The organism is Streptomyces dysideae (assembly GCF_001514305.1).
In the GTDB taxonomy this organism is placed as follows: domain Bacteria; phylum Actinomycetota; class Actinomycetes; order Streptomycetales; family Streptomycetaceae; genus Streptomyces; species Streptomyces dysideae.
Window position 1 is genome coordinate 233,000 of the sequence record NZ_KQ949079.1, and the last position, 24,548, is coordinate 257,547.

Sequence of the window (24,548 nt, forward strand, 5' to 3'; positions counted from 1 at the left end):
GGCCGCAGCCGCTCGGGGGCAGCGGCCCCGCCGTCCTATCCCAGATCGAAGGTGTTGGGCAGGCCCAGCCGGTAGCGCAGGTCGTCGACGCGCTTCAGGGGCTCCAGCTCCGGGGGCCGGTAGAGCTCCCAGATCTCACACCGCTCGGCGTCCGAATTGTCCGCGTCCAGGAGCGCGTTGACGGCCAGCCGCGCGGACTCGTTGGCGCCCTCCATGGTCGCCAGGTCCACGTCCGTACGGACGTAGTCGCCCGCGAGGAAGAAGTTCGGGACCGCGGTCCTCGCCGACGGGCGGTTGTAGAGGGTGCCCGTGGGGTGGATCAGGAGCTGTTCGCGGTTCTGCGGGTCGGGGCCGCCCAGGCCCGTCACCGCCGGGTCCATGAACCAGCCCAGCCGGTCCTCGTCCCTCAGGACCGTCTTGCCGGCGTCGTTCACGCCGTCCTTCAGCTGGGCCCAGAGTTCGGCGACGACCTCCTCCTTGGTGCACTCCTTGGCCGTCTTGCCGTACAGGATGCCGGGCTTGTCCCATTCCGAGATGATCGCGGAGAGACAGTCGCGGGCCTGGCCGTCGCCGTAGTCGCGTGAGAAGTCCCGTCCGTCCCAGAACTGGGCCTGTCCGACGCCGGTCACCGACCAGGGCGAGTCGAGGCAGTTGAGGTGGCCGTGCACGACGGGGGTGGGCGTGCGCAGGTAGAACATCACGCCGGTCATCCAGTCCGCCTGCAGCGCGTCGCACTTGGCGAGCTGCGGATCGGCCGCGCGCAGGGCCGGGCCCCAGGTCGGTCGCGCGTGCTCGACCGGCAGCGCGGAGACGTAGTGGTCGGCGGTGACGGTGCGGTCCTGGCCGCCGTCGCGGGCCGAGACGCGTACGCCGCTGATGCGGCCGGCGGCGTACAGGACCTCGCGGACCTGGGTGCCCATGACGAATTCGACGCCGAGGGAGCGCAGATGGCGTTCCCAGGGGTCGATCCAGGCCTCGCTGGTGGGGGCGTTGAGGACGCGGTCGATGTCGGCGTCGCCGTCCATGCCGCGGCCGAGCAGGCCCCACAGGAGCAGGGCCTCGATGATGACGCGGCCGACGGTGCGGGTGGAGGCGACCTCGGCGCGGGTGGCGACGAGGTTGCGGGTCTGGCCGACGCCGAGGACGGTCTGGTACTCCTCGCTCATCTCCTCGGCGCGGATGAAGTCCCACCAGGCGACCTTCTCCCACTGGTCCTCGCGGCGGGCGTCGCAGCTGGTGAGGTGGACCAGGAGGCGGTCGGCGAAGTAGGCGGCCTCGTGGGCGGGGAGGCGGGTGCCGAGGTCGAGGACCGACAGGATCTGGTCGCGGAGCCAGGACGGGGTGAGGTCGACGGGGCGCGGCGGGGTGGTGGCGCGGCGGAGCGGGAAGTGCAGGTCGGGGCGCCCGTCGGAGCGGGCGAAGAGGGCTTCGGTGCCGCTGGTGAGGTTGTCGTGGACGCCGTTCGCGTTGCCGGGGACGGGGATGCGGCGCATGGTGTCCGGCAGGTTCCGGTAGAAGCCGGGGAAGAAGCGGAAGCCGTGCTCGCCGGGAAGGGGTCTGCGGCCGCCGGTGCCGGTGCCCGGGACGTCCATCGAGCGGGCCTTGCCGCCGAGGGCGTCGTAGTACTCGTAGACGGTGACGGCGTAGCCGCGTTCGGCGAGTTCCTGGGCGGCGCTGAGGCCGGAGACGCCACCGCCGAGGACGGCGACACGCTTACCGGAGGCGGCGCTCGCGCTTCCGGTCGGCCATAAGGCGACGGTGCCGGCCGCGCCGACCACTCCCCCGGTGGCCGCGAGGAAGCGTCTGCGGGTGTGGCCGGTCTGCTCCTGGGGCTGCTGTGTGTGTTCTGTTGTCATGATTCCCGGAGGGTAGGGAGGGGCTCCGGAGGCCGGAAGCCCGTTTCCCGGCCACCCACAGCATCCTCACAAACACAGGGAGAGACCACGATGCCGAGCGTCTTCGTCCGGGGCAGGCCCGTCGACTCGTATCCGCCGCTCGCGCCCGGGGCCCGGTGCGGAGAGGTGCGGAGGATCACCGACGTGGGTGAGGAGGTCCTGCACAAGCCGTGCCGGGAAGGCGGGAGCGGAAGGAGGCGCTGCGGCAGGTGGCGGACCGGCGGGACGAGGTGTTCGCCCGCCGGGTCGCCGACATCGCGGCTCTGAGCGCCTGATCAGGCCTTCGGGGCCACCTTCGACAGACCGTTGATGATGCGGTCCATCGCGTCGCCGCCCGTCGGGTCCGTGAGGTTGGCGAGCATCTTCAGCGTGAACTTCATCAGCAGCGGATGCGTCAGGCCGCGCTGGGTCGCGATCTTCATGACCTTCGGGTTGCCGATGAGCTTCACGAAGGCGCGGCCCAGCGTGTAATAGCCGCCGTAGGTGTCCTTGAGGATGCGCGGGTAGCGCTGCAGGGCGAGTTCGCGCAGGGCCGGGGTCGAGCGGGAGTGGGCCTGGACGATGACGTCGGCGGCGATCTGGCCGGATTCCATGGCGTAGGCGATGCCCTCGCCGTTGAAGGGGTTGACCAGGCCGCCGGCGTCGCCGACCAGAAGCAGGCCCTTGGTGTAGTGGGGCTGGCGGTTGAAGGCCATCGGCAGCGCCGCTCCCCGGATGGGGCCGGTCATGTTGTCCGGGGTGTAGCCCCAGTCCTCCGGCATCGACGCGCACCAGGCCTTCAGGACCTCGCGCCAGTCGAGTTCCTTGAAGGAGTCGGAGGTGTTGAGGACGCCCAGGCCGACGTTCGACGTGCCGTCGCCCATGCCGAAGATCCAGCCATAGCCCGGCAGCAGCCGGTCCTCGCCCGGGCCGCGGCGGTCCCACAGCTCCAGCCAGGACTCCAGGTAGTCGTCCTCGTGGCGCGGCGAGGTGAAGTACGTGCGGACCGCGACGCCCATCGGGCGGTCCTCGCGGCGGTGCAGGCCCATCGCCAGGGACAGCCGGGTTGAGTTGCCGTCGGCGGCCACCACCAGCGGCGCGTGGAAGGTGACCTCGCGCTTCTCGTCACCCAGCTTGGCGTGGACGCCGGTGATGTGGCCGGTGCGGTCGTCGACGATCGGGGCGCCGACGTTGCACCGCTCGTAGAGCCGCGCGCCCGCCTTCTGGGCCTGGCGGGCGAGCTGTTCGTCGAAGTCGTCGCGTTTGCGGACGAGGCCGTAGTCCGGGAAGGAGGCGAGATCCGGCCAGTCCAGCTGGAGGCGGACCCCGCCGCCGATGATGCGCAGGCCCTTGTTGCGCAGCCAGCCGGCCTCTTCGGAGATGTCGACGCCCATCGCGACGAGCTGCTTGACCGCGCGAGGGGTCAGGCCGTCGCCGCAGACCTTCTCCCGCGGGAACTCGGTCTTCTCCAACAGGAGGACGTCGAGCCCGGCCTTGGCCAGGTGGTACGCGGTCGTGGAGCCGGCTGGCCCCGCGCCCACGACGATCACGTTGGCGGTGTTGTCGGAGAGGAGGGGCTCGGTCACGGCGGGATCTCCCCAAGTTCGAAATCTGCGTGCCGACCGGCACTGGACATGGGCAGTCTATTCAGGAGAATCGATCACCCGGCTGAAGGGCTTCCTCCGTGAACCGAGCTCTCCCCGCAGTACGGCTCCGTGTCCCCACCGACGAGGACGCCGTCGCCTGGCACCGGATCTTCGACGACCCGGATGTCATGGAGTTCCACGGCGGGAGGTCCGCGGGGCTGTCCGTCTACGAGGAGCTCACCGCCCGCCAGCGCCGGCACGACGCCGAGCGGGGATTCTGCCTGTGGACCGTGCTCGGCGAGGACGGCCGGGTCATCGGGTTCACCGGTGCCCAGCCGTGGGAGCGGGAGTGGGGTCCCACCGGTGAGATCGAGATCGGCTGGCGGCTCGGGCGGGAGCACTGGGGCAGGGGATATGTCACCGCGGCCGCGCACGAGACGCTGGAGCGGGTGCGGGCGGCCGGGGTGCCGAGCGTGGTCGCGATGGTCGACGCCCGCAACACCCGGTCGATCGCGGTGACCCAGCGGCTGGGGATGCGGCTCGCCGAGGTGTTCGCCACACCGTCGAGTCGGCAGCGCGGGCACTGCTACCGGCTCGATCTGATGACACACGGTAACTGACCGCTACAGAAAGATACGTGATGCTTCCGGCAGGTGCGGGGCGGGGGTTACCCTGCCAGTACTTGGGGGTGACATCTGTGCGCATAACACCCAAATCACCGGAAGTGCGCGTACCGCGCCTGGTCGGCCTGATGGCCGTGGACGCGCGCGAGACGGCCAAGGCGCAGGGGCTCCTCGTCAATGCGCCGGACCGGCCCGACTTCCACCTCACCGTCGTCGACTACGTCGTACGCCAGTACCCGCAGCCCGGTGCCGAGGTGCCGCGGGACTCCATGGTCTACGTGTGGTTCGACTTCGGTGAGGGTGAGGGCGGCGGGGGCATCCACGAGCCGCGCGTGCCAAGACCGTCTCGGGGCGGACCGCAGCGCGAGCTGGACGAGCCGGGCGATCCCTACGCCGCCCGCTGTGTGACCGGGATCAGCTCTCCTTGAAGCCCCGGTGCAGGGCCACGACCCCGCCCGTCAGGTTCCGCCACGCCACCTTCGACCAGCCGGCCTTGCGCAGCCGCTCGGCCAGCGCGGGCTGGTCGGGCCAGGCACGGATGGACTCGGCGAGGTAGACGTACGCCTCGGGGTTCGAGGACACGGCGCGGGCGACCGGGGGCAGGGCGCGCATCAGGTACTCGGTGTAGACCGTGCGGAAGGGCGCCCAGGTCGGGTGCGAGAACTCGCAGATCACGACCCGGCCGCCGGGCTTGGTCACCCGGTACATCTCGCGCAGGGCGGCGTCGAAGTCCTGCACATTGCGCAGCCCGAAGGAGATCGTGACGGCGTCGAAGGTGTCGTCCTTGAAGGGCAGCCTCGTCGCGTCGCCGGCCGTGAGCGGCAGCCAGGGGTGGTTCCGCTTGCCGACCCGGAGCATGCCAAGGGAGAAGTCGCAGGGCACGACGTACGCACCGGTCTGCGCGAAGGGCAGCGACGAGGTCGCCGTACCGGCGGCCAGGTCGAGGACCTTCTGCGCGGGGCGGGCGTCGACGGCCCTGGCGACCTCCTTGCGCCATCTCCGGTCCTGGCCGAGCGACAGGACGTCGTTGGTCAGGTCGTACTTCTCCGCCACGTTGTCGAACATCGAGGCGACTTCGTGCGGCTGCTTGTCCAGGGATGCGCGGGTCACGTGCCCATTGTGGCAGCACGCCCTCGCGGACTTACGGGGAGGAGCCCCGGCCTCTTCCTCGCGGTGACGTCCTCCACCCATCCGCGGCGAAGCCGCGGGACAGTGCGGGCTGGTCGCGCAGTTCCCCGCGCCCCTGAAGGCGCGTCTCTACCGGCGTCTGTGCACCAGGCGGCCCGCGCAGACCGTTGCCATGCATGCGCCCGTCTCGTCGAAGACGGCCAGGTCCGCGCGGCCGGTGTCGATGATGGCCGTGAGGCGCGTGCGGGGGAGTACGGCCACATCGTTCCGCTCGGCGGCGGCGCGGAGTTCGGGCGAGTCGGCGTACTGCTCCAGGACCGCCACCGCACCCGACTTCAGCACCGCGTGGATACGCTCACGTGGCGTCGGCGCGTCCGGCAACGGGCCTTCGTGGATGCGTCCGGGCCCCAGCACGCCGGGCCATCTGCGCACCCGCGCACCCGGGAACCGTTCCTGGAGCTCCGTCAGCGGGCCCACGGCGGCGACCCGGATGCCCTGAACGGCGACCGCGCCGTCCTTGAGCCGCTCCGGGTCGTCCCAGGCGTACCGCAGTTCGCCGGCGGCGTGAATCGTGAGCATGTGAGGGTCAGTTGGAAGCGAGCAGCTTCAACTCGGGGTGGGCCGTGCCGCCTTCGATCGCGGTGGACGAGATGTGGGACATGACCCGCTCGTCGACGGGGTCGTCGGCCGGGTCGTCGTGCACGACGAGGTGCTCGTACGTCGTCGCCCGCTGGGCCGGGACCCGTCCCGCCTTCCGGATCAGGTCGATGATCTCCAGGCGGTTGGAGCGGTGCTTGGCGCCGGCGGAGGAGACGACGTTCTCCTCGAGCATGATCGAGCCGAGGTCGTCCGCGCCGTAGTGCAGGGAGAGCTGGCCGATCTCCTTGCCGGTCGTCAGCCAGGAGCCCTGGATGTGCTGGATGTTGTCCATGAAGAGACGGGCGATGGCGATCATCCGCAGGTACTCGAAGAGCGTGGCCTGCGTGCGGCCCTTCAGGTGGTTGTTCTCGGGCTGGTAGGTGTACGGGATGAAGGCGCGGAAACCGCCCGTCCGGTCCTGTACGTCACGGATCATCCGCAGGTGCTCGATGCGCTCGGCGTTGGTCTCGCCCGTGCCCATGAGCATCGTCGACGTCGACTCGACGCCGAGCCCGTGCGCGATCTCCATGATCTCCAGCCAGCGCTCGCCGCTCTCCTTGAGCGGTGCGATGGCCTTGCGCGGCCGGGCAGGGAGGAGTTCGGCGCCGGCGCCGGCGAAGGAGTCGAGGCCCGCCTCGTGGATCCGGGTGATGGCCTCGTCGACGGACACGCCCGAGATGCGGGCCATGTGCTCGACCTCGGACGCGCCCAGCGAGTGGATCACCAACTGCGGGAAGGCGTCCTTGATGGCGCGGAAGTGCTGCTCGTAGTACTCGACGCCGTAGTCCGGGTGGTGACCGCCCTGGAACATGATCTGCGTGCCGCCGAGCTCGACGGTCTCCGCGCAGCGGCGCAGGATGTCGTCCAGGTCACGGGTCCAGCCCTTGGCCTTGTCCTTGGGAGCGGCGTAGAAGGCACAGAACTTGCACGCCGTGACGCACACGTTCGTGTAGTTGATGTTGCGCTCGATGATGTACGTCGCGATGTGCTCGGTACCCGCGTACCTACGGCGTCGTACGGCGTCGGCGGCGGCGCCCAGCGCGTGCAGCGGGGCGTCGCGGTAGAGGTCGAGCGCTTCCTCCGGGGTGATCCGCCCGCCCGATGCGGCACGGTCGAGCACAGACTGCAGGTCGGCCTTCTCGGTCACCGGGGCGTCCCTTTCGTCAAGGGTTGTGGACAGACCAAGCCAGCCTACGCCAGCGCTATGGCCGTACCGACGTCAGGCCGCGTACGCCCCGACCAGCAGCCCTACGAACGCCCCGCCGATCAGAAACGGCCCGAACGCGATCGCCGTCTTGCGCCCGGCCCGCCGTACGACGACGAGCGCACCGCCGTAGAGCGCCCCGAACAGGAACCCGGCGAAGGTCCCCAGCATGACCGTGTCCCAGCCGTACCAGCCCAGCACCGCGCCCATCCCGACCGCCAGCTTCACATCGCCGAAGCCCATGCCTCCGGGGTTGATGAGGAACAGCACGAAGTAGCCGCCGCCGAGGGCGAGGGCGCCCCACAGCGCGGTCGGCCAGTCACCGGCGTGCTCGGGCACGAGCGCGACCAGGCCGAGGAGGACGAGGGCGGCGCCCGCGAGGGGCAGGGTGAGTACGTCGGGCAGCCGCTGCACACGGAAGTCGACGACCGTCAGCAGTACGGCGACGGGCGTGAGCAGCAGCCAGACGGCCAGCTCGGGCCGGGTGTCGGTGGCGGCGGCGAGGGCGGCGCATACGAAGGCGGTGGCGACGGCGATGAGCGGGGCGCCGGGCCCGTACGCACCCGGGGCCGCGTCCGCGTCCTTGTACAGGTCCGCGCCTGTGCCCGGGTCCGCGCCCGTGCCCGTGCCCCGGTCCGCGTCCTTGTCCAGGTCCAGGTCCGCGCCCGTGCCCCGGTCCGCGCCCTTCCCCGTGCCCGCACCCGCACCCGCGTCCGGTACGTCGCACGCCCCGCACCGCGCGGGCCCGATCCAGGCACCGATCCGATGCCCGCCCGGGCACGCGTCCCGCCAGGCCTCCCCGGACGGCACGGAGAACCGGTAGACGGCCCGAGGCAACAACGCCCCCGCCACCGCACCCCACAGCGCGGCGACGGCGATCACTACCGACGTGCTCATCTCTGTCGCTTTCCCTCACACCGCCGGCAGTCCGTAGATCTCCCAACCGCCCGTCACCAGCAGGCGGTTGCCGGCGACGGCGACCTGCCAGGGCTCGCCGTGGTCCTTGCCGTCGGTGAAGGTCCAGCGGAGCTTGCCCGTCTTGGCCTGGAGGGCGACCACGCCGGCGTCGATGGGGCCTGCGGCGCCGTACAGCGTCGTGCCGGCCTTCACGAACGTCTCCGGGCCGTCGATGTCCAGTTCGTCGCAGAGCCAGATCCGCTTGCCGGTGCTGACGTTCACGGCCCAGACGCCGTCGTCGTAGTCGCTGACGTAGAGCACGCCGCCGATGACCGTCGGGTTGTTGAAGCCGCGGCGGCCGTTCGGGGAGAGCCTCCAGCGGACGTCGCCGGTGTCCGCGTCGACGGCCGTGAGCTTGTCGCCGGGCAGGAAGACGAGGCCGCCCGCGATGGTGGGCTGCCAGGTCCAGTCGTCGCCGATCTTCTTGGTCCACAGCTGGGCGCCGTTGACGGTGGACCGCACGGTGAGGTTGTAGTTGGAGTCGGCGTAGACCAGGTACGTGCCGGAGAGGGAGACGGAGCCCTGGACGTCGTAGTCCTTGGTGCCCCAGTCACGCTTCTGCAGCCACACCTTGGTGCCGGTGGTGTGGCTGATCGCGGCGACGGCCGTGCGGTACTTGGTGGCGCTCTGGGAGTCGCTGTAGTCGGCCGCCATGACGTACACGTTCTTGTCGTCGATGGCGATGGTGTCCTCGACGGTCAGCTTCTTGCCGAGCCGGCTGCGCCAGGCCTCGTCACCGGTCTTCACGTCGTAGGCGACGAGTACGCCGTCGTAGTCGCCGTCGGCCAGGAACACCTTGCCGCCGTGGAAGAGGAGCCGGGCGCCGGGTCGGCAGACGCCCTTCTTCGTCCAGCGGGCCTTGCCGGTCTTCACGTCGTACGCCACCAGCGGGTCGCCGCTGACCAGGAGCACGCCGTCGTGGGTGAGGAGCGGTACGGACGTCGTGGTGCTGTCCTCCGCGACCGTCTTGTGCCACAGGGGCTGGGGGGCCATTCCGGCGGGCGGGGTCGTGAAGGTGTCGTCGACGGGCTGGGCCGAACCTCCCTTGCCGTCCGCGCCGGACGCGTCGTCGGGGGTGTCGTCGGCCGACCCGAGCCACCAGGCGATGCCGCCCCCGGCCACCGCGACGGCCGCGGCCCCGCCGAACGCGAGCCCGAGGACACGGCGTCGGGAGCGGGCGGGAGGCAAGGAGACGCCGGGCGCGCCGAGTTGGACCGTGCCGGGCACGGGGGTGCCATGACCAGGTGCCGGCGTCCCGTACCCGTACCCCGGCGTCGGCGCCCCGTCCAGCATCGTCGGCGGCGGGCCGAAGGGCGCGGCGGACGCGGGTGCCTCCAGGTCCAGGATCCCCGCCGCGTGCGTGGCGATCGTCGACGCCACCGCCGACGGCAGCCAGTCGTGCAGTACGCCCTCGACGCCCTGCGGAGCCAGCGCCGCCACGATCTCGGCGGGGGCCGGCCGCTGCGCCGGGTCCTTCTGCAGACAGGCGCGGATCAGGCCGAGCAGGGACGGCGGTACGTCCGTCAGGTCCGGCTCGCCGTGCACGATCTGGTAGAGCATCGCAGCGTGCGAGGCGGCACCGTCGCCGAAGGCGCTGCGGCCGGACGCCGCGAAGGCCAGCACCGCGCCCAGCGAGAAGACGTCGCCCGCCGTCCCCACGTCCTGGCCCAGCGCCTGCTCTGGCGGCATGTAGCCGGGCGAGCCGACCACAACTCCCGTCTGTGTCATACGGTTTCCGTCCACCGCACGCGCGATGCCGAAGTCGATGACACGCGGCCTGTCAGCGGCCAGCAGGACGTTCGAGGGTTTGAGATCGCGGTGGATCAGACCGGCCGCGTGGATCTCCTGGAGGGCGGCGGCGAGCCCCGCGGCCAGCGCGCGCACGGTCCGCTCCGGCAGCGCGCCGTGCGCGGCGACCACGTCCGAGAGGTCCGGACCGAGCACGTACGACGTGGCCAGCCACGGCAGCGGCGCGTCCGGGTCGGCGTCCACGACGGGAGCGGTGTAGCGCCCGGAGACCGCCTTCGCGATCTCGACCTCGTGCCGGAACCGGCCCCGGAAATCGGCGTCCGCCGCCAGGTCCGGGCGGACGACCTTCACCGCGACGGTCCGGCCACCGGGAGAACGGGCCAGATAGACACGCCCCATGCCACCGGCACCGAGTCTGCGCAGCAACCGGTAACTGCCCAGCCCTCTCGGGTCGTCCGGCTGCAGAGTCTCCATGGTGGGCCTTCCCCGTAGTGGCGCGTGCGCGGCGCGATCACGATGTTCGCTGCCGCAGACACAGTAGTAACGGCCGGTGCGGGTGGGCGTGACAGGGCATGCGAACGGCCGTGGCCGGCCGCCCTGTTGGTGCTACTCGACCTCCGACACCTGTCGCCGACGCACCCGCGCCGCCGAGCGGACCGGCCTCCACCACCTGCACGCCAGCCAAGTCCACCCCCTCACCCCGAGGTTCGGACCACCGGACGGCAACCGCACACGGCCACGCCGCGCCCGAAAAGCCTGGAAACCACAGGCACACACAGAGTTCTAGTGCCCCGGCAGGTTACGGCTGAAGCAGATCCACCTTCACGTCCGCGGGGAACCCGGTCGTCGGCCCCACCCGGCGGGCGAACTCCGCGACCGCTGCCAGCTGCGGGCCGCCGAAGCGGAAGTCGAGGGTCGTGAAGTAGCGCTCCAGGAGCTGCGCGTCGAAGGCCTCCCAGCGGGCCGCCTGCTCGGCGACCTTGGCGACCTCCTCCAGGGAGAGGTTGCGGGAGGCGAGGAAGGCCTCGTGCACCTTGCGGGTGATCACGGGCTCACGCTCGAGGTAGTCCCGCCGCGCCGCCCACACCGCGAACACGAACGGCAGCCCGGTCCACTCCTTCCACAGCGCGCCCAGGTCGTGCACCTGCAGCCCGAACCGCGGCCCGTCGTGCAGGTTGGCGCGCAGCGCCGCGTCCCCGATCAGTACGGCCGCGTCCGCCTCCTGCATCATCAGGCTGAGGTCGGGCGGACACGTGTAGTAGTCGGGCCGTACGCCGAAGCGCTCCGTCAGCAGCAGCTGGGCCAGGCGCACGGAGGTGCGGGAGGTCGAGCCGAGGGCGACGCGGGCGCCGTCCAGCCGGTCCAGCGGGAGCTGCGAGACGATCACACAGGACATCACCGGCCCGTCGCATCCGACGGCGATGTCCGGGAAGGCGACCAGGTCGTCCGCGTTCTTCAGGAACTCGACGAGGGTGACGGGTCCGATGTCGAGGTCTCCGGCCACCAGCTGCTCGCTGAGCTTCTCCGGGGTGTCCTTGGTCAGCTCGAAGTCGAGGAGCGTGCCCGTTCTCGCGAGCCCCCAGTACAGGGGCAGGCAGTTCAGGAACTGGATGTGGCCGACGCGCGGCCGGGTGCGAGAATTGTCCACATCGCGAGGCTAGACCCATTGGGGTACAGTGCGACCTCCGCCCCCGCCGTCAACCCTCTTCGCGGGACTCAAACGTCCGAGTGACGTGATCTTGACCTCTATTGCTTTCGGCTGCCTGCGTGCTAGGCTCGCCGCAAGTTGCAGTTTGGTTTCCCTTGCAGTACAGAGCCTGCGGAGCATGTGACCGCGGGCTCTAGTCGTTTTCAGACGTATGCAGTTGTGCGGCATCTTGTTTTCACACTTGCAGGGTTCTGGAGCAGGGCAACCCTTTGGGCCCAAGGAGGGCTTATGGCTACCGGAACCGTGAAGTGGTTCAACGCCGAAAAGGGCTTTGGCTTCATCGCCCAAGAAGGCGGCGGCCCCGACGTCTTCGTTCACTACTCCGCGATCAACGCGAGCGGCTTCCGCTCGCTGGAGGAGAACCAGCAGGTCTCCTTCGACGTGACCCAGGGCCCGAAGGGCCCGCAGGCGGAGAACGTCACCCCCGTCTGAGTCTCGTCCTCGGAGTTCGATCTCGGAGTTCGGTCTTCGGTCCAGGCCTAAGGCTCGATGAGCCTGATGCTCTGATCCGGAACAGATAGCAGTACCCAAGGAGCCCCGTGCCGTATGGCAACGGGGCTCCTGCCTTGCCCAGGAAGGATGAGTACGTGCAGGGGGATGAAGTGCAGGGAGATGAAGTACAGGGGGACGGCGAGCACGGCGGGACTCCCGCCGACAACAGGCTGGCGATGTGCATCTCGGTCGGCCTCGCGCTCGGTACGAGCATCGGCATCGTGCTCGGGCTGACCGTCTTCGACAACCTCGGGGCCGGACTGACCCTGGGGATGGCGCTGGGTACCGCCGTTGGCGTTGGCGTTGGTGTCGGTGCTGGTCAGACACGTAGTGAGGGCAAGGAGGACGGCCCCGGCGAGGCTGAGTAGAGTCCCCGGGCATGACTGATGCCGACTTCCTGACCGACACCCGTGTGTTCTACGACGCCATCGCCGAGGACTACGCCGAACTGTTCCGGGACGTGGTCGCCGCGACACCGGTGGACCGGGGCTTACTGCGGGCCTTCGCCGAGCTCGTCGGGGAGGGCGGGGCCGTGGCCGACCTCGGGTGCGGGCCCGGCCGGGTCACCGGGTATCTCGCCTCCCTCGGACTGTCCGCCTTCGGGGTCGACCTGTCGGAGTCCATGCTCGCCATCGCCCGGCGGGAGAACCCGGGGCTCCGGTTCGAGCGGGGCTCGATGCTGGACCTGGACCTCCCCGACGGTGGTCTCGCGGGCGTCGTCTCCTGGTACTCGACCATCCACACCCCTGTGGACCGGCTCCCCTCCCTCTTCACCGAGCTCGGGCGCGTACTGGCACCCGGCGGCCACCTGCTCGTCGCGTTCCAGGTCGGCGAGGAGCCCCGCCGCCACGACCGGCCCTTCGGACACCCGGTGGCCCTCGACTTCCAGCGCCGCCGGCCGGACCACATCGCCGGCCTGCTGACGGACGCCGGGTTCGACGTACGGTCACGGACCGTACGGGAGGCGGAGGAGGCGTTCGGGGAGCCCGTACCGCAGGCGTTCCTCATCGCCCGCAAGGCCGGGTAAGAGAACAAAATGGAACAAGGGGAATGCATGCGGCCGGGCCGTAGCCGCCGCTCAGAGCACCCCCGCCACATGCCGCTCAGAGCACCCCCGCCACGTCCCGCGCCGCGATGTACCCGAACGTCATCGCCGGACCGATCGTCGAGCCCGCGCCCGCGTAGCTGTGCCCCATGACGGCCGCGCTCGCGTTCCCGGCGGCGTACAGCCCTCGGATCACCGAGCCGTCCTCACGCAGGACGCGGGCCCGCGCGTCCGTGAGCAGGCCGCCCTTCGTGCCGAGGTCGCCGGGGACGATGCGGAAGGCGTGGTACGGGGGCAGCCAGAGGGGGGCGAGGCAGGAGTTGGGGAGGACGGACGGGTCGGTGTAGTAGTGGTCGTAGGCGCTGTCGCCGCGCCGGAAGTCGGCGTCCTTGCCTTGCCGGGCAAGGGAGTTGAAGCGGTCGACGGTCGTGCGCAGGGCTGCCGCCGGGACACCGATCGAGGTCGCCAGGGCGTCCAGGGTCCAGGCCTTGTGGACGGCGCCGGAGTCGTACCAGGTGTCGGGGAACGGCAGCGTCGGGGCGACGTCCTTGAAGAGGTAGCGGTTGCGGTAGTTCTGGTCGACGATCAGCCAGGACGGGATGGCCGGGTCGGTGTCGTTGACGTCGTACATGGTGTGGACGACGTCGCTGTACGGGCCGGCCTCGTTGACGAAACGGGTGCCGGCGGCGTTCACCAGCAGGCCGCCGGGAAGGGTGCGTTCGGCGAGGCAGAAGTAGGGCTGGTCGGGGAGCGGGATCGCGGGCCCCCACCAGGCGTCGTCCATCAGATGGAGCGCGGCACCGATCCGCTCGCCCGCCTGGATGCCGTCGCCGGTGTTCTCCTTCGCGCCGACCGTCCAGTCCGTGCCGATGGGCTGGCGCTGGTAGCGGTCGCGCATCGCCGCGTTGTGCTCGAAGCCGCCGGAGCCGACGATGACGCCACGACGGGCGCGGACGAGGGCCGGGGCGCCGCCGTCCCTGGTGACCACGGCACCGGTCACGGCACCCCCCTCGACGTACAGCTCGGTGAGCGGGGTGTTGAGCCATACCGGCACCCCGGCCGACCGCAGTCCCGCTCGCAGCCCCGCGGCCAGCGACTGCCCCATGGTGAGCGGCTTCTGGCCCAGCACGGCCGCCTTGGTGCCGCGTGCCAGGCATTCGGCGGCGACGGCGACGCCCTTGGCGTTCACGGCGGCCAGGGCCAGCCATTTGTAGTCGGCGCTGAAGACGACCATGCCGGCCGGGACCGGCAGGTACGGCGGGTTCAGGTGGGCGAGTTCGGGGCCGAGGACGTTGCCGTCGAGCTGGTCGGGTTCGATGGAGCGGCCGTTCGGGAGACCGCCCGGCAGCTCCGGGTAGTAGTCGCTGTAGCCCTCCATCCAGCGGAAGCGGAGGGGGCTGTTGGCCATGACGAAGGAGAGCATCGCCGGCCCGTGGGCGAGGAAGGCGTGCTGCCGGTCGGCGGGGACGTCCGGCCCGACGACGGCGGCGAGGTAGGCGGCGGCCTTGGCGGGAGTGTCCGGAACGCCGGCCGCCAGGATGACAGGGTTGTTCGGGATCCAGATCCCGGCACCGGAACGGGCGGCGGAGCCCCCGAAGGTCGGCGCCTTCTCCACCACCACACAGCTCAGCCCCTGCTTGGCGGCGGTCAGCGCGGCGGTCATACCGGCGGCGCCCGAGCCGACGACCACGACGTCGTACGTGCCGAGGAGGGGTAAGTCGGCGGCGGTGGCTGTCGGTTGGGCCACGGCGGTGAGGGCCAGGGCGGTGGCTGCGCCTGCGCCTGCGGTGCCCGCGAGTACGCGTCTTCGGGAGGGGTGGTGACTGGGGCTGGTGGTGGTCATGAGCGTCACTCCCGCCTGAGGATGTGTCAGGAGTGCGAATGTGACGCGGTCGACTTGTGAAGTCAAGGGCTGGGTAAGGGAGTTGATGGGTCGGCACCCGCTCCCTCCCCCGCCGGCTGGGGGTGCGGAGCGGGTTGCCGCCCGGGCCCTGAGGAATATCCTCGTACGGGACCAAGTGCCAGTCAGTCCTTGGGATTTGTCGCTGGACCCAAGTGTTAGCTTGGATGTCGTGACCCTCGACGACCTGCGTGTGTTCGTGGCCGTGTGCCGGGCCGGAAGTCTCAGTGCGGTGGCCCGGGACATGGGGTGCACGCAGTCCGCGGTGAGCCAGCACGTGAAGCGGCTGGAGCGGGAGACCGGGGTCGCGCTGCTGGAGCGGCAGCCGCGGGGCGTCGTGCCGACGCAGGCGGGGCGGGTGCTGGAAGCCGCGGCCGCCGAGGGGATATCCGGGCTCGATCTGGCGGTACGGCAACTGCGCGACCTGGTCGCCGGCGCGAGCGGCTACGTACGGGTGGCGACCGGCGCGACGACCGTACGCCACTTCATGTCGGACGCGGTCGTGGCGTTCCGGCAACGGCATCCCGAGGTCAACCTGGAGTTCCGGACGGTGAGTTCGGGCCGCGGCAGCTTCGACGCGCTGGCCGACGGCACGCTCGACCTGGCGTGGATCACACTCGGCCCACCGGTGCGGGGCATCGAACAGCGGCCGGTCGTGGAGCTGCCCTGGGTCCTCGCCGTCCGGTCCGACGACCCGCTCGCGGAGCGTCCGTACGCCGACGCCGCCGACGTACGCGACGTACGGCTGATCCGGCTCCCGCCCAACTCCGCCTCGGCCGCCCACCTGGACGCCGCCTGCGCCGAGTCGGGCGTCCGGTTCGCCCATGACACGAGCGTCGCCGACTGGGACACGGCGCTGTTGCTGGCGGAGCTGGGGGTGGGCCGGGCGATCGTGCCGGCGCTGCCGGGCCTGCCGGTTCCCGGCGCCGGCACCCTTCGCCTCATCCCCCTCCCCGGCCTGCGGCCCCTCCCCGTCGGCTGGGCCGTACGCCGCTGGGACGCGCTCAGTCCGCCGGCGCGGGCGTTCGCCGACCTGGTCGTCGAGATGCGTCGGCAGGGGTGAGAGGCTTCGGCATGGCCCACCACTACCTGCGGTTCTTCTTCGAGTACGGCGTGGACACCCCGCTGTGGCCGGAAGACATGGACAGCCCGTACGGCTATCCGACGGACCTGGACCGGCTTCCGGTCAGCGAAGCCATCCGGGCCGAGTTGGCGAGGCTCAGCGAGTGGTACCAGTCGTCGCTCGACTGGAAGGACCCGGCCGGGCCGTCGCCGTGGTCCGATGAGGAGCGGGAGCTGTTCAAGGGGCGGGCGTATGCCGCGCTGGATGCGTTGCGCGGTGAGCTGGGTGCGGGGTGGACGGTCCGGGACGAGAGTCTGCTTTGAGCCGTTCCCCGAGCGCCAGTTCGGCCCACACCGTCTTGCCCACGGTGCGCTCCGTGACGCCCCAGGTCTGAGCGAGGAGCGTCACGAGGATCAGGCCTCGGCCTCCGTCGGCGTCCGGATCGGTGACGTAGCGGAGTCGGCGGTCGCCGCGCGGATCACTCACCTCGATGCGGAGAGTGGCCTCGGGGAGGAGCAGGAGGCGCAGCTCGAAGTCCCGGCCCGGGACCCGGCCGTGCGTGACGGCGTTGGCGGCGAGCTCGGCGACCAGGTGTTGTGCGGTGTCGTTCAGGTCGCTGTCGTGTGGGCATCCCCAGGTGGCGAGTTGGGCCGCGGTGAGGTGGCGGGCCAGGCGGGCGCCGCGGGGCGTGGCACTGAGGCGCTGGGTCAGTTCGGCCGTGGGGGTGGAGATTTCGGCGTTCACGTCACCGAGCGTGGTGGGTTGTATCTACGCTGGCCAGGGGCAACTCGGCGACGCTGTGTAGCCGTACGGGTGCGGTGAGGTGGCGTACCCCCGGTTGATCACCGACGCGGAGGAAGTCCGGAAGATCGCCGACCGCTATGGGATCATGCGGGCGATGGCGCTCCCGCCGATGGAGTCCCGGGAGTTGATCGAGAAGAAGCTGGAGGGGCTATGAACAGCGAGGCACTCACCTGGTTCAAATCCAGCTACAGCAGCGGCGAGGGCGGCGATTGCCTGGAAGTCGCTTACGCCTGGCGCAAGTCGAGCTACAGCGACGGCGAGGGCGGCCAGTGCCTCGAGGTCGCCACCTGCCCCCACACCATCCACATCCGCGACTCCAAGAACCCCACCGGCCCTCAGCTCGCCCTCTCCCCCTCGGCCTGGTCGGCGTTCCTCTCAGGGGAGCTGGTCGGCGAGAGGCGCTAACGCCTCGGCCGCCGCCAGGGCCTTCGCAAATGCTTCACGTACGTCCTCTTCCTCGTCGGCTTCGGCCCGCTCCCGGAGCAACGGCAACGTCTCCGGGTGGGCGGGCCAGCCGAAGGCGAGTGACTGCAGGGCGGCGATCCGGGGCTCGGGGTCGGGGTCGGCCACAGCCAGGTCCCGCAGGAGATCGGGCGCACTGTCGTCCGTCTCGCAGACGGCCCACCAGCGCAAGGCGTTGACTCGGACCCTGGGTTCGCTATCGCTGGTCGCCCGGTCCTGAATCAGCTGTCGGGTCGCGGCATCGTCTCCCCTGCCCATGACCAACCGTGCAAGCGCCAATGCACGGATCGATGCAGCGTCATCTTCGGACGCACGCTCCCGGACCGCGGCCCACACCCGGGCATCGTCTCGGCAATACCTGGTTGCGCGCAGCGCCTCCATTCGGACAGGCAGCGCCGGGTCATTCCTGAGCCTGTCGAACGCCAGCTCCCACGTTTCGGTCTCATGGCTCCGGTACGCGCACAGCTCTTCCACCACCTCGTCCAAGCCGACCGGCGGATGTTCGCCCTCCTCCGTGGCGATCAGGACCTCCAGATCCAGGCGGCCGTAGCTTTCGCGGATACGGGTGGCGTAGCGCCGTAGCGCCTCGTCCGTCTCCTCGGGGGACAGTGCCGCCGGCTCGGGCGCCTGCTGCACGTACTGGTTCTCGATGTACGTCGCGCGGCTGTGATCGCCCGTCGCCGCGGCCTTGACGTCGCCCCCCGCCCGACCGCCCGCTCCCCGTCCGCCCCCACCTGCTTCAACTCCCGGCCCATGCCAGGACGCTAGCCGGACGAGTACCCGACGGAGGACGCGATTGGCGGATTTGTTTCACGGGCGGGCCTCCCGGCCAGGACTCTTCCATCCCCGGCATGACACAAATCCTCCAATTACTCCTGGGCGGCCTCCCCGCCAGGCCCACCATCGATCCAGGATTCCATGAATTCAGGATGACGTGTACTGTCGTTGTGTGCTGACCGTTGCCCCCGACATCGACGTCCTCGTCCGCTTCGGCCGCGCCCTCGCCGACCCCATCCGCTGCCGCATCCTGCTCGCCCTGCGCGAGGCCCCGGCCTACCCCGCCGATCTCGCCGACGCCCTCGGCATCTCCCGTACCCGGCTCTCCAACCACCTCGCGTGCCTGCGCGACTGTGGCCTGGTCGTCACCGTGCCCGATGGGCGTCGTACCCGCTATGAGCTCGCCGACGAACGTCTCGGGCATGCGCTGGACGACCTGCGTACCGCCGTGGTCGCCGTCGAGACCGACCGCACCTGCGTCGACGCCGACGACAAGGGGTGCTGCTGATGGGCACGACATCCACGACATCCGCGATATCCCTCAGCCTGTCTCCGGCCCGGCGGGAGGTGCTCGCCCGCCGGATACGTCTGCTCGTCGCCGCGACCATCGCCTACAACGTCGTCGAGGCGATCGTCGCCCTCACCGCCGGCGCCGTCGCCTCGTCCACCGCGCTGATCGGCTTCGGGCTGGACTCCGTCATCGAGGTGTCCTCGGCCGCCGCGGTCGCCTGGCAGTTCTCCGCCCAGGACCACGCCGTACGCGAGGCCCGGGAGAAGACCACGCTGCGGATCATCGCGGTCTCGTTCTTCGTGCTCGCCGCGTACGTCACCGTCGACGCCGTCCGCGCACTCACCGGCACCGGCGAGGCCGAGCGTTCCGTACCCGGCATCGTGCTCGCCGCCCTCTCCCTCGCCGTGATGCCGTTCCTGTCCGCCGCCCAGCGCCGGGCGGGCCGCGCCCTCGGTTCCGCCAGTGCGGTCGCCGACTCCAAGCAGACCCTGCTGTGCACGTACCTCTCCGCCGTGCTGCTGGTCGGTCTGGTCCTCAACGCCACCCTCGGCTGGTCCTGGGCCGACCCCGTCGCCGCCCTCGTCATCGCCACCATCGCCGTCAAGGAAGGCCGCGACGCCTGGCAGGGCAAGGGTTGCTGCGCATCCGCCGATGCCAAGGCGAGCAGCGCGTGCGACTGCTGCGACTGACCGCCGCACAACCCCATGCCACCGAACCCGGCGAACATCACTGCTGCTCGTAAAGCCCCTCCACCTCCTGCGCGAACTCCCGCATGACCACCTCACGCCGCAGTTTCATCGACGGCGTCAGATGCCCCGCCGTCTCCGTGAAGTCCACCGACAGGATCGCGAAGCGGCGGATCGATTCCGGACGTGACACCAGCTTGTTCGCCTCGTCCACCGCCCGCTGCAGGATCGTCCTCAACTCCTCGTCGTCCACCAGGAGTTCCGCGGGGACGGGGTGCCTGCCGTGCATCCGGCGCCAGTGGGTGATGCCGTCCATGTCCAACGTGATCAGGGCGGAGACGTAGGGTCTGCGGTCGCCCAGCACTATGCACTGGGAGATCAGGGGGTGCGACCGCAGCCAGTTCTCCAGCGGTGCCGGTGCCACGCTCTTGCCGCCCGCCGTGATCAGCAGTTCCTTCTTGCGGCCGGTGATCGTCAGGTAGCCCTCGTCATCCAGGGAGCCGATGTCGCCCGTGGGGAGCCAGCCGTCCACCGTCGCCGGGACGACTCCGCCCGCCGCCGGGTCCCAGTAGCCGCGCAGCAGCACGTCGCCGGCGATCATGATCTCGCCGTCCGCCGCTATCCGGACCCTCGTGCCGGGGAGGGGCCAACCCACCGTGCCCATACGGGGTTTGAGCGGGGGCGTGACCGTCGCCGCGCCTGTCGTCTCCGTCAGGCCGTAACCCTCGTAGATCTCGATGCCCGCACCCGCGTAGAACGCCGACAGGGAGCGGCCCATCGGGGAGCCGCCGCAGATCGCGTAGCGGACGCGGCCGCCCATGGCGTTGCGGATGCGGCGGTAGACGAGGGGGTCGTAGAAGGCGCGGGCCGTTTTGAGGGCGCGGCTGGGGCCGTGGCCCGTGCCGTGCCGGCGGGCCTCCACGGCGTCCCCGTAGCGCTGGGCCACGGACACCGCGCGGTCGAAGGAGGAGCCCCGGCCGCCCGCCTCGGCCTTGGCGCGGGCGGTGTTGAAGACCTTCTCCAGCATGTAGGGGATGGCGAGCAGGCAGGTGGGGCGGAAGCTTGCCAGGTCCGAGAGCAGGTGCTCCGACTTGAGGCTGGGCGCGTGGCCCAGACGGACCCGGGCACGGATGCACGCCACCGCCACCATCCGGCCGAACACGTGCGACATGGGGAGGAACAGCAGCACCGACGCCTCCTCGCTCGTCTTCGACTTGAAGACGGGGTAGAGGAGTTCGATCGCGTTGTCCACCTCGGAGAAGAAGTTGCCGTGGGTGAGGGCGCAGCCCTTCGGGCGGCCCGTCGTGCCCGAGGTGTAGATGAGCGTGGCCAGGGTGTCGGGGGCCAGCATGCCCCGGCGTACCGCGACTTCGCCGTCCGGCTGCTGGGCACCTGACTCCGCCAGGCGCTCCACATGCCCCTTCTCCATCACCCACAGGTGCCGCAGGTCGGGGAGACGGTCGAGTTCGGGGCCGAGGGTGGCGGCCTGGCCGGAGAACTCGGTGACCAGGGCCACCGCGCCCGAATCCTGGAGGATCCAGCGGGTCTGGAAGACGGAGGAGGTGGGGTAGATCGGGACCGTCACCAGGCCCGCCGCCCAGGCTCCGAAGTCGAGAAGGGTCCATTCGTACGTCGTGCGCGCCATGACCGCTATCCGGTCGCCCGGCATCAGCCCCTCGGCGACCAGCCCCTTCGCCACCGCCAGCACCTCGTCGGCGAACTGGACGGCCGTCATGTCCGACCAGTGCCCGTCCGGGCCCTTGCGGCTGAGGACGACCGCGTTCGGAGCCGCGCTCGCGTTGTCGAAGGGCAGCTCGGCGAGGGAGCCGTGGGTGACCGGCGGGGCGAACGGGGGTACGTACGCCTCCCGTACGACGCCGTCCAGCCGTCGGGTCTCGGGCTCCACCAGGAAGGGGCCGGGCAGATCGTTGAAGGCGGCCGAGGCGGCGAACGAGGGAAGCGGGGTGGACACGGGCGGCTCCTGCGGCGGGCGTGCAGCGAAGAAACTGCTTGCTGCATGAGGTACGTGCCTCGCGCACCGAGGCGTTCACCGGCGGCGACCGAGGAATTGGGTTACCGCCGGTTAGCTACGGGATCGTACGGCGCCCGCGTGTGGAGATTGTGCTGCTTCGGGGAGGGTCCGGAGCCGGGGATGTGCAACCTTGGAGGTTACGTGAGGAAGATTCACGTACGCTCCAGTATGGCCGTCACCCCCTGCCCGCCGGCTGCGCAGACGGAGATCAGCCCGCGTCCCGAATCGCCCTTCTCGGCAAGGGCCTTCGCCAGCGTCGCCACGATCCTCGCGCCCGTCGCCGCGAAGGGGTGGCCGGTGGCGAGGGAGGAGCCTGCCACGTTCAGGCGGGCGCGGTCCACCGGTCGGAGCGGGCGAAGGGGATGCGGGCGCCGCCGATGATCGCGCCGCGCCGGGCCGTGGGGGGTTTCAGAGGGCTCATCTCGACCGGCTCCTCATGCGTGACGTAGGCTTACCTCCGGTAACCTTACTCCAGAGTAAGCATTGCACCGAGCGGGGAGATGGCCATGGCCGATCGCTACCTGACCTTCACCGGCACCACGCCCGGCCGCTTCCTCACCCGCCGCCTCGGGTTGCCCCAGCCCGCCGCCCTGAAACGCTGGTCGCCCGAGCGGCCCACGCTCGACGGCCCCCTCCTCCACCTCACGGCGGGCAAGTCCGACCTCGACCTCGCGAGTACGGGGCTCGCCCTGACCGGCACGGCCGACCGGCCCGCCGCCGTCGTCCTCGACGCCACGGGTGTGCGGGACGTCGACGGGCTGGCCGAGGTGCACACGGCCCTCCACCCCGTCGTGCGGTCGGTCGCCGAGAGCGGGCGGGTCGTCGTCCTGGGCACGCCCCTCGACGCCGCCGACCATCACCAGGCCGCCGTCCAGCAGGCGTTGGAGGGGTTCACTCGGTCACTGGGGAAGGAGATCGGCCGGGGACGGACCGTGAACCTCGTCCGGCTCACCGACGCGCACGCCGCCGAGTCGACCCTGCGCTTCCTCCTCTCCCCCAGGTCGGCGTATGTCAGCGGCCAGGTGATCGAGGCCACCGGGGACTCCGCCGGCGTCACCGCTCCCGACGGCCACCCCCTTACCGGCCGTACCGCCCTCGTCACCGGCGCCGCACGCGGCATCGGTGCGGCCGTCGCCGAGACGCTGGCCAGAGACGGGGCGCGGGTCGTCGTACTCGATGTGCCGCAGGCCGAGGAGGAGGCGCGGCAGGTCGCCGAGCGGCTCGGCGGCACCGCACTCGCCCTCGACATCACCGCCGCCGACGCGGGCGGGCAGATCGCGGCCGCGCTGCCCGACGGTCTTGACGTCCTCATCCACAACGCGGGGATCACACGGGACCGGCGGCTGGTCAACATGCCTGCGGAGCGGTGGAGTTCGGTGCTCGACGTCAATCTGTCGAGTGTGCTGCGGACGACGGACGCGCTGTTGGCGAGCGGGACGCTCAAGCGGGGCGGGCGGATCGTCGCCACGGCCTCCATCGCGGGGCTCGCGGGGAACGCCGGGCAGACCAACTACGGGGCGGGTAAAGCGGGGATCGTCGGGCTGGTGCGGTCGCTGGCGCCGCGTGCGCTCGCCGAGCACGGGGTGACCGTCAACGCGGTGGCGCCCGGGTTCATCGAGACCAAGATGACCGCCGCGATCCCGCTCTTCATCCGCGAGGCCGGCCGCCGTATGAACTCCCTCGCCCAGGGCGGGCTGCCCGTCGACGTCGCCGAGACGACCGCCTGGCTGGCCCATCCGGCGTCCGGTGCGGTCAACGGGCAGGTCGTACGGGTGTGCGGCCAGAGTCTGCTGGGGGCATAGTGACGTCCGTCGTCCTGCCCCAGGCCCCTGCCCTGACGCCGCTCCTCGCCCGCGGCACCCTGCTCTCCCCCTTCAAACGCCCCCGCCCCGACGCCGGTTTCCCGCGGACCCGGCTGGTGCTGCCCGGCGTACGCGTCGACCTCGCGCGGCTGGCGGCGTACGAGCGGGTGTGCGGCTTCGCGACCGGCGACGACGCGCTGCCCCTGACCTATCCGCACGTCCTCGGGTTTCCGCTGGCCATGCGGCTGATGAGCGGCCGGGACTTTCCGCTGCCGCTGCTCGGGCTCGTGCACACGTCGATCGGGATCACCCGGCGGACGACGATGACGGCGACCGGGGAGTACGAACTCACCGCGTACGTCGAGCAGTTGGCGCCGCATCGGCGTGGGACCGAGGCGACCGTGGTCACCGAGGTGCGGGCGGGGGACGGGGACGGGGGCGTGGTCTGGGAGTCGCGGAGTACGTATCTGGCGCGGCATCGGACGGGCGGGCGTATCGCCGACAAGCCCGTGGAGCGGCGCGAGCCCCTGCCCGCCGTGGCCGAGTGGCGGCTGGCCGGGGACGTCGGACGGCGCTACGGCGCCGCCTCCGGTGACCGCAACCCCATCCACCTCCACCCCGTCACCGCCCGCCTCTTCGGCTTCCCGCGCGCCATTGCGCACGGCATGTGGACGGTGGCCCGGTGCCTCGCCGCGCACGGCACGCCACAGGCCGCGCGTGTGCGGGCCGAGTTCAGGGCGCCGGTGCTGCTGCCGGGGACGGTGACGTACGCGGCGGACGACGGCGGCCGGTTCGAGCTGCGGGGCGCCAAGGAGCGCGTCCATGTGACCGGGGAGGTCTACCCGCTGACCTCGTGAGCGGCGTCCGGTGGTGACCACGGGCGGCCGTCCATCATGTTGCCGAGGCCGGCCCAGGCGAAGTTCATGAGGGTCGCCGCCGCCTGTCTGGCGGTGACGCCGGGAGTGGCGTTGGCCCAGGCGGCGAGGGACTCGGCGGCGCCCACCAGGGCCTCGGCGAGACCGGCCACCTCACGCTCGGGCAGGTCGGGATCGCGGTGTGCCTCGCGGGCCGCGGCGAGGATCAGCTCCGTCACGAATGCGACGATCTCCGCGCGCATCGCCGCCACCTCCGCGGCGAACGGCTCGCCGTGGGTACGGGCCTGGAGATGCAGAACCGCCCAGCCGTCCGGATGCCGCGAGGTGTGCGTGAAGAACGCCCGCAGCCCTTCCCAGAGTTGGCGGTCGGCGGGCCGACCGGGGATGACACCGGCCCGCACCGCCTCGGTGAGCGCGGCCGCCTCACGGCGGATGCAGGCCGTGAAGAGGTCCTCCTTGGAGTTCAGGTACAGATACACCAACGGCTTGGAGACGCCGGCGAGTTCGGCGATCTCGTCCATGGACGCGGCCATGTACCCACGCTGCCCGAAGGTCCGCACGGCGGCGTCCAGCATCTGCTGCTCACGGACGGCGCGCGGCATCCGCTTGGTCTTCACGGCATCCATGGGGG

General features: G+C 70.9%; 26 protein-coding genes and 2 pseudogenes. 14 read left to right on the top strand and 14 right to left on the bottom strand.

The window, feature by feature from the left end:
• Positions 1 to 35: 35 nt before the first annotated feature.
• The gene (locus tag AQJ91_RS11480; protein ID WP_067019218.1) at positions 36 to 1,856 is read right to left on the bottom strand and encodes a hydroxysqualene dehydroxylase; all 1,821 of its coding nucleotides are present in this window, start codon (positions 1,854 to 1,856) and stop codon (positions 36 to 38) included.
• Between the two features lie 90 nt (positions 1,857 to 1,946).
• On the opposite strand from AQJ91_RS11480, the pseudogene AQJ91_RS55400 reads away from it, so the two are divergent.
• Positions 1,947 to 2,075: pseudogene (locus AQJ91_RS55400) on the top strand (peptide deformylase); the annotation flags it as partial.
• Between the two features lie 95 nt (positions 2,076 to 2,170).
• Here AQJ91_RS55400 and AQJ91_RS11485 read toward each other — a convergent pair.
• Positions 2,171 to 3,460: a geranylgeranyl reductase family protein gene (locus AQJ91_RS11485; RefSeq protein WP_067019221.1), complete on the bottom strand. Its 1,290-nt coding sequence runs from the start codon at positions 3,458 to 3,460 to the stop codon at positions 2,171 to 2,173.
• A 98-nt stretch (positions 3,461 to 3,558) separates the two neighbouring features.
• Here AQJ91_RS11485 and AQJ91_RS11490 point away from each other — a divergent pair, with 98 nt between their 5' ends.
• Both AQJ91_RS11490 and AQJ91_RS11495 read left to right on the top strand, forming a co-directional pair.
• Complete coding sequence (locus tag AQJ91_RS11490; protein WP_067019224.1) at positions 3,559 to 4,080, top strand: GNAT family N-acetyltransferase; 522 nt, start codon at positions 3,559 to 3,561, stop codon at positions 4,078 to 4,080.
• 131 nt (positions 4,081 to 4,211) lie between these two features.
• Positions 4,212 to 4,511, top strand: coding sequence for a PASTA domain-containing protein (locus tag AQJ91_RS11495; protein WP_067019476.1), 300 nt, complete (start codon positions 4,212 to 4,214; stop codon positions 4,509 to 4,511).
• Here AQJ91_RS11495 and AQJ91_RS11500 read toward each other — a convergent pair.
• From AQJ91_RS11500 to AQJ91_RS11525, 6 genes are all read right to left on the bottom strand, one after another.
• Complete coding sequence (locus AQJ91_RS11500; protein WP_067019228.1) at positions 4,498 to 5,193, bottom strand: demethylmenaquinone methyltransferase; 696 nt, start codon at positions 5,191 to 5,193, stop codon at positions 4,498 to 4,500. The two genes, AQJ91_RS11495 and AQJ91_RS11500, sit on opposite strands and share 14 nt — an antisense overlap.
• Positions 5,194 to 5,340: 147 nt before the next feature.
• A complete protein-coding gene (locus AQJ91_RS11505) occupies positions 5,341 to 5,790 on the bottom strand; it encodes an imidazolonepropionase-like domain-containing protein (protein ID WP_067019231.1) in 450 nt (149 codons plus the stop codon).
• A 7-nt stretch (positions 5,791 to 5,797) separates the two neighbouring features.
• Positions 5,798 to 6,997: a cyclic dehypoxanthinyl futalosine synthase gene (gene mqnC, locus AQJ91_RS11510; protein ID WP_067019234.1), complete on the bottom strand. Its 1,200-nt coding sequence runs from the start codon at positions 6,995 to 6,997 to the stop codon at positions 5,798 to 5,800.
• 72 nt (positions 6,998 to 7,069) lie between these two features.
• A complete protein-coding gene (locus AQJ91_RS11515; protein ID WP_067019237.1) occupies positions 7,070 to 7,951 on the bottom strand; it encodes a prepilin peptidase in 882 nt (293 codons plus the stop codon).
• A 15-nt stretch (positions 7,952 to 7,966) separates the two neighbouring features.
• Positions 7,967 to 10,234, bottom strand: coding sequence for a protein kinase domain-containing protein (locus tag AQJ91_RS11520; RefSeq protein ID WP_067019240.1), 2,268 nt, complete (start codon positions 10,232 to 10,234; stop codon positions 7,967 to 7,969).
• Positions 10,235 to 10,559: 325 nt separating this feature from the next.
• On the bottom strand, positions 10,560 to 11,408 hold the full coding sequence (locus tag AQJ91_RS11525) for a menaquinone biosynthetic enzyme MqnA/MqnD family protein (protein ID WP_067019243.1): 849 nt from the start codon (positions 11,406 to 11,408) through the stop codon (positions 10,560 to 10,562).
• Positions 11,409 to 11,696: 288 nt separating this feature from the next.
• On the opposite strand from AQJ91_RS11525, the gene AQJ91_RS11530 reads away from it, so the two are divergent.
• From AQJ91_RS11530 to AQJ91_RS11540, 3 genes are all read left to right on the top strand, one after another.
• A complete protein-coding gene (locus AQJ91_RS11530; protein WP_003992177.1) occupies positions 11,697 to 11,900 on the top strand; it encodes a cold-shock protein in 204 nt (67 codons plus the stop codon).
• Positions 11,901 to 12,007: 107 nt separating this feature from the next.
• A complete protein-coding gene (locus AQJ91_RS55405; protein ID WP_234382038.1) occupies positions 12,008 to 12,328 on the top strand; it encodes a hypothetical protein in 321 nt (106 codons plus the stop codon).
• Positions 12,329 to 12,339: 11 nt separating this feature from the next.
• Positions 12,340 to 12,987: a class I SAM-dependent DNA methyltransferase gene (locus AQJ91_RS11540; protein ID WP_067019246.1), complete on the top strand. Its 648-nt coding sequence runs from the start codon at positions 12,340 to 12,342 to the stop codon at positions 12,985 to 12,987.
• 76 nt (positions 12,988 to 13,063) lie between these two features.
• Here AQJ91_RS11540 and kstD read toward each other — a convergent pair whose 3' ends face one another.
• The gene (kstD, locus tag AQJ91_RS11545) at positions 13,064 to 14,848 is read right to left on the bottom strand and encodes a 3-oxosteroid 1-dehydrogenase (RefSeq protein WP_067019249.1); all 1,785 of its coding nucleotides are present in this window, start codon (positions 14,846 to 14,848) and stop codon (positions 13,064 to 13,066) included.
• 229 nt (positions 14,849 to 15,077) lie between these two features.
• Between kstD and AQJ91_RS11550 the strand changes: the two genes are divergently transcribed.
• The gene (locus AQJ91_RS11550; protein WP_199847903.1) at positions 15,078 to 15,968 is read left to right on the top strand and encodes a LysR family transcriptional regulator; all 891 of its coding nucleotides are present in this window, start codon (positions 15,078 to 15,080) and stop codon (positions 15,966 to 15,968) included.
• 11 nt (positions 15,969 to 15,979) lie between these two features.
• Entirely contained in the window at positions 15,980 to 16,291 is a 312-nt protein-coding gene (locus tag AQJ91_RS11555) for a hypothetical protein (protein WP_067019251.1), read from the top strand.
• On the opposite strand, the gene AQJ91_RS49120 is transcribed toward AQJ91_RS11555, so the two are convergent.
• Entirely contained in the window at positions 16,206 to 16,712 is a 507-nt protein-coding gene (locus tag AQJ91_RS49120; protein WP_079084831.1) for an ATP-binding protein, read from the bottom strand. The two genes, AQJ91_RS11555 and AQJ91_RS49120, sit on opposite strands and share 86 nt — an antisense overlap.
• 79 nt (positions 16,713 to 16,791) lie before the next feature.
• Here AQJ91_RS49120 and AQJ91_RS49125 point away from each other — a divergent pair, with 79 nt between their 5' ends.
• Together AQJ91_RS49125 and AQJ91_RS11560 are read left to right on the top strand one after the other, a co-directional pair.
• Positions 16,792 to 16,926 carry a hypothetical protein gene (locus AQJ91_RS49125; RefSeq protein ID WP_407696844.1) on the top strand — a complete coding sequence of 45 codons (135 nt, stop codon included), beginning with the start codon at positions 16,792 to 16,794 and terminating at the stop codon, positions 16,924 to 16,926.
• A complete protein-coding gene (locus tag AQJ91_RS11560; RefSeq protein WP_067019254.1) occupies positions 16,923 to 17,177 on the top strand; it encodes a DUF397 domain-containing protein in 255 nt (84 codons plus the stop codon). Before AQJ91_RS49125 ends, AQJ91_RS11560 begins: the two co-directional genes overlap by 4 nt.
• Here the strand turns inward: AQJ91_RS11560 and AQJ91_RS11565 are convergent.
• Positions 17,148 to 17,870, bottom strand: a complete 723-nt coding sequence (locus AQJ91_RS11565) for a HEAT repeat domain-containing protein (protein WP_067019257.1) — start codon at positions 17,868 to 17,870, stop codon at positions 17,148 to 17,150. The two genes, AQJ91_RS11560 and AQJ91_RS11565, sit on opposite strands and share 30 nt — an antisense overlap.
• Positions 17,871 to 18,183: 313 nt before the next feature.
• On the opposite strand from AQJ91_RS11565, the gene AQJ91_RS11570 reads away from it, so the two are divergent.
• The gene (locus AQJ91_RS11570) at positions 18,184 to 18,519 is read left to right on the top strand and encodes an ArsR/SmtB family transcription factor (RefSeq protein WP_067019260.1); all 336 of its coding nucleotides are present in this window, start codon (positions 18,184 to 18,186) and stop codon (positions 18,517 to 18,519) included.
• On the top strand, positions 18,519 to 19,211 hold the full coding sequence (locus tag AQJ91_RS11575; protein WP_067019485.1) for a cation efflux transmembrane domain-containing protein: 693 nt from the start codon (positions 18,519 to 18,521) through the stop codon (positions 19,209 to 19,211). Before AQJ91_RS11570 ends, AQJ91_RS11575 begins: the two co-directional genes overlap by 1 nt.
• A gap of 37 nt (positions 19,212 to 19,248) precedes the next feature.
• Here the strand turns inward: AQJ91_RS11575 and AQJ91_RS11580 are convergent, their stop codons facing one another.
• Entirely contained in the window at positions 19,249 to 21,180 is a 1,932-nt protein-coding gene (locus AQJ91_RS11580) for an AMP-dependent synthetase/ligase (RefSeq protein WP_067019263.1), read from the bottom strand.
• Between the two features lie 212 nt (positions 21,181 to 21,392).
• A pseudogene (locus tag AQJ91_RS49130) lies at positions 21,393 to 21,593 on the bottom strand (acetyl-CoA C-acetyltransferase); the annotation flags it as partial.
• A 153-nt stretch (positions 21,594 to 21,746) separates the two neighbouring features.
• Between AQJ91_RS49130 and AQJ91_RS11585 the strand changes: the two are divergent.
• Both AQJ91_RS11585 and AQJ91_RS11590 read left to right on the top strand, forming a co-directional pair.
• Positions 21,747 to 23,042, top strand: coding sequence for a 3-oxoacyl-ACP reductase (locus AQJ91_RS11585; protein WP_067019266.1), 1,296 nt, complete (start codon positions 21,747 to 21,749; stop codon positions 23,040 to 23,042).
• Entirely contained in the window at positions 23,039 to 23,899 is an 861-nt protein-coding gene (locus AQJ91_RS11590) for a MaoC/PaaZ C-terminal domain-containing protein (protein WP_407696845.1), read from the top strand. Before AQJ91_RS11585 ends, AQJ91_RS11590 begins: the two co-directional genes overlap by 4 nt.
• On the opposite strand, the gene AQJ91_RS11595 is transcribed toward AQJ91_RS11590, so the two are convergent.
• Positions 23,881 to 24,543 carry a TetR/AcrR family transcriptional regulator gene (locus tag AQJ91_RS11595; RefSeq protein WP_067019272.1) on the bottom strand — a complete coding sequence of 221 codons (663 nt, stop codon included), beginning with the start codon at positions 24,541 to 24,543 and terminating at the stop codon, positions 23,881 to 23,883. The two genes, AQJ91_RS11590 and AQJ91_RS11595, sit on opposite strands and share 19 nt — an antisense overlap.
• Positions 24,544 to 24,548 lie beyond the last annotated feature (5 nt).

Excerpts from the sequence above, each read along its gene's own strand:
- AQJ91_RS11480 (WP_067019218.1), bottom strand. The coding sequence starts at position 1,856 with ATGACAACAGAACACACACAGCAGCCCCAGGAGCAGACCGGCCACACC.
- AQJ91_RS11495 (WP_067019476.1), top strand. The coding sequence starts at position 4,212 with ATGGCCGTGGACGCGCGCGAGACGGCCAAGGCGCAGGGGCTCCTCGTC.
- AQJ91_RS11505 (WP_067019231.1), bottom strand. The coding sequence starts at position 5,790 with ATGCTCACGATTCACGCCGCCGGCGAACTGCGGTACGCCTGGGACGAC.
- AQJ91_RS11515 (WP_067019237.1), bottom strand. The coding sequence starts at position 7,951 with ATGAGCACGTCGGTAGTGATCGCCGTCGCCGCGCTGTGGGGTGCGGTG.
- AQJ91_RS11520 (WP_067019240.1), bottom strand. The coding sequence starts at position 10,234 with ATGGAGACTCTGCAGCCGGACGACCCGAGAGGGCTGGGCAGTTACCGG.
- AQJ91_RS11530 (WP_003992177.1), top strand. The coding sequence starts at position 11,697 with ATGGCTACCGGAACCGTGAAGTGGTTCAACGCCGAAAAGGGCTTTGGC.
- AQJ91_RS11540 (WP_067019246.1), top strand. The coding sequence starts at position 12,340 with ATGACTGATGCCGACTTCCTGACCGACACCCGTGTGTTCTACGACGCC.
- kstD (WP_067019249.1), bottom strand. The coding sequence starts at position 14,848 with ATGACCACCACCAGCCCCAGTCACCACCCCTCCCGAAGACGCGTACTC.
- AQJ91_RS11555 (WP_067019251.1), top strand. The coding sequence starts at position 15,980 with ATGGCCCACCACTACCTGCGGTTCTTCTTCGAGTACGGCGTGGACACC.
- AQJ91_RS11560 (WP_067019254.1), top strand. The coding sequence starts at position 16,923 with ATGAACAGCGAGGCACTCACCTGGTTCAAATCCAGCTACAGCAGCGGC.
- AQJ91_RS11575 (WP_067019485.1), top strand. The coding sequence starts at position 18,519 with ATGGGCACGACATCCACGACATCCGCGATATCCCTCAGCCTGTCTCCG.
- AQJ91_RS11585 (WP_067019266.1), top strand. The coding sequence starts at position 21,747 with ATGGCCGATCGCTACCTGACCTTCACCGGCACCACGCCCGGCCGCTTC.
- AQJ91_RS11595 (WP_067019272.1), bottom strand. The coding sequence starts at position 24,543 with ATGGATGCCGTGAAGACCAAGCGGATGCCGCGCGCCGTCCGTGAGCAG.